Raw genomic sequence first — 2717 nt, forward strand, 5'->3', positions numbered from 1 at the left:
GCCGTCAACGCCTGGCTGGGAGAGGTTCGCGCCAAGGGCGAGGTCCGCAGCGTGATCCTGAAGAACATGGAAAAACTCGCCGGCGTTCCCGCCAGCGCCTTCCCGTCCGAAATCAAGTTCTGAGGCCGGGCCATGGAATACGCCGAATCGCAGGGGGCGCCCCGCTCGCGCTCCCGTCTGGGCATGGCCCTGATGGTGGTGCTCGCGCTGGCCGGTGCCTGGGCGCTGGTCAAGCACTTCGCCGGCGCCAGCGCGGCCTCCGCGGGCTACGACTGGGACTTCGCGGTGCTGTGGAAGTACCGCTCGCTGCTCATCAGCGGGCTGCTCTACACGCTGCTGTTCACGGTGGTCTGCGTGGTGCTCGGGCTGCTGGTGGGCGTGGTCACCGGCCTGGGGCGCCTGTCCACCAACCCGTACATCACGGCGCCGCTGCGCGCCTACATCGAGGTGTTCCGGTGCACGCCGGTGCTGGTGCAGCTCGTGTGGTTCTACTACGCGCTGCCCGTGCTCACCGGCCTCGAACTCTCGGCCACGGCCGCCGCCACGCTGTGCCTGACGCTCTACGGCGGCGCGTTCTATTCGGAGATCGTGCGCGGCGGGATCATCTCCATCGAGGCCGGCCAGACCGAGGCCGGCAAGGCGCTGGGCATGACGCGCCTGCAGCTGCTGCGCCGCATCCTGCTGCCGCAGGCGTTCAAGAAAATGGTGCCGCCGCTGATGAGCCAGTCGATCATGCAGCTGAAGAACACCTCGCTGCTCTCGGTGCTGGCCGTGCCGGACCTGCTGTACCAGGGCCAGGTGATCGCGCACGACACCTACCGGCCGCTGGAGCTCTACACCTTCATCGCCATTGCCTATTTCGCCGTGCTGCTGCCCATCACGATCTGGGCCAAGCGCATGGAATACGGCGTTGCCAAGGAAGCCTGACATGACGACACCCACCGTGATCGAGATCGCAGGCCTTCGAAAGTCCTTCGGCGCCCACGTGGTCCTCAAGGACATCTCGCTGAAGATCGAACGCGGCCAGGTGGTCGCAATGATCGGGCCTTCGGGTTCCGGCAAATCCACACTGCTTCGCTGCATCAACCTGCTGACGGTTCCAGACGGCGGACGCATCGCCGTCGGCGACCAGGCGATCCAGTTCAGCGGACGCGACACCGCGCTGCCGAACGAGCGCAAGCTCGCCAAGTTCCGCGCCTCCACCGGCATGGTGTTCCAGCACTTCAACCTGTTCCCCCACATGACCGCGCTGCAGAACGTCATGGAAGGCCCGGTCACCGTGCTCAAGACGCCCAAGGCCCAGGCAGCGGCCGAGGCCCGGGCGCTGCTGCAGAAGGTGGGGCTGCTCGAGCGCGCCGACTACTACCCCGACAAGCTCTCGGGCGGGCAGAAGCAGCGCGTGGCCATCGCCCGCGCSCTGGCCATGAAGCCGAACGTGATGCTGTTCGACGAGGCCACCTCGGCGCTGGATCCCGAGCTCGTCGGAGAAGTGCTGACCGTCATCAAGAGCCTGGCGAAGGAAGGCATGACCATGATCCTGGTCACCCATGAAATCGGCTTTGCGCGCGAGGTGGCGGACCAGGTGATCTTCATGCGCGATGGCGTCGTCGCGGAATGCGGGCCGCCCGGCATCGTCATCGACAACCCGCAGCAGGAGTCGACGCGCGCGTTCCTCGGCCGCTTCAAGGCGTCCGCCGGCACGGCCGAACCCGCTGCTGTCCTCGCCTAGTGAGCGGCGAGGCTCCTTCCGAAGAAGCCTGCGCGTGGCAGCAGGGGCGCTGCCACTGCGGCGCGGTGCGCTTCGAGTTCGTGCTGGCGTCGCACAAGGGCGTGAGCTGCAACTGCAGCTACTGCGTGCGCAAGGCGGCGCTGCACCACCGCGTGCCGGCCGGCAACTTCCGCCTGCTCATGGGCGCGGAGCAGCTGTCGAGCTACCGCTTCGGCACCATGCGCGCACGCCACTTCTTCTGCAGGACCTGCGGCATCCATACGCACTGCCATCCGCGGTCGGCCCCCGGCGAGGTCAATGTCAACCTGCATTGCGTCGACGCGCTGCAGGATGCGCGCATCGAGCTTTCCCTGCACGACGGCCGCAGCTGGGCCGCAGTGCCGTAGCATGCCGTCAAACGCCAGAACTTCACGAGACACCCCGATGGATGGAAGACTTGACGATCTCGACCGGCACCTGCTGAGCCTGCTCCAGGCCAACGCCAGGGAGCCCGCCGCCAACCTGGCGCGAAAGCTCAAGATCGCGCGCACCACCGTGGTCGCGCGCATCGCACGGCTCGAGCGCGAAGGCATCGTGGCGGGCTATGGCGTGCGCCTGGGCCACAAGCTCGAGCATGCGGCCGTTCGCGCGATCTGCGGGCTCAGCGTCAATGCCAAGAACGCGCCCGCGGTGATCCGGGCGCTCGAACGCGTGCCCGAAGTCGAGGAGCTCTCGGCCGTGAGCGGCCAGTTCGACTACATGGTCTTCCTGCGCTGCGACACGCCCGAAAAGCTCGATGTCCTCTTGGACCAGCTCGGCCAGTTGGAGGGCATCAACCAGACGCAGACCTCCATCGTGCTGAGCCGGAAGATCGACCGGCGCAGCGCCCTTCCCTCGGTCTCCTGATTCCTTGTTTGAGATGAACGCCGCTGCGCCTGGCTTTCTCGGTGTGCTGATGCTCGACACGCGCTTTCCGCGGCCGCCGGGCGATGTCGGCAACGCGCAGACC

At 67.0% G+C, this 2717-nt stretch carries 4 protein-coding genes; all 4 read left to right on the forward strand.

Annotated elements, in window-relative coordinates:
• Window positions 1-132 precede the first annotated feature (132 nt).
• From AC1DOC_RS28240 to AC1DOC_RS28255, 4 genes are read left to right on the forward strand one after another with little or no spacing between them, the layout of a single operon-like run.
• Window positions 133-927, forward strand: coding sequence for an amino acid ABC transporter permease (locus AC1DOC_RS28240; protein ID WP_015865644.1), 795 nt, complete (start codon window positions 133-135; stop codon window positions 925-927).
• Window position 928: 1 nt separating this feature from the next.
• Window positions 929-1729: an amino acid ABC transporter ATP-binding protein gene (locus AC1DOC_RS28245; protein ID WP_015865645.1), complete on the forward strand. Its 801-nt coding sequence runs from the start codon at window positions 929-931 to the stop codon at window positions 1727-1729.
• Window positions 1729-2115, forward strand: a complete 387-nt coding sequence (locus AC1DOC_RS28250; RefSeq protein WP_015865646.1) for a GFA family protein — start codon at window positions 1729-1731, stop codon at window positions 2113-2115. The genes AC1DOC_RS28245 and AC1DOC_RS28250 overlap by 1 nt, the downstream gene beginning before the upstream one ends.
• Window positions 2116-2152: 37 nt before the next feature.
• Entirely contained in the window at window positions 2153-2614 is a 462-nt protein-coding gene (locus tag AC1DOC_RS28255) for an Lrp/AsnC family transcriptional regulator (protein ID WP_015865647.1), read from the forward strand.
• Window positions 2615-2717 lie beyond the last annotated feature (103 nt).

Source organism: Variovorax sp. 01T439_2 (assembly GCF_056398445.1).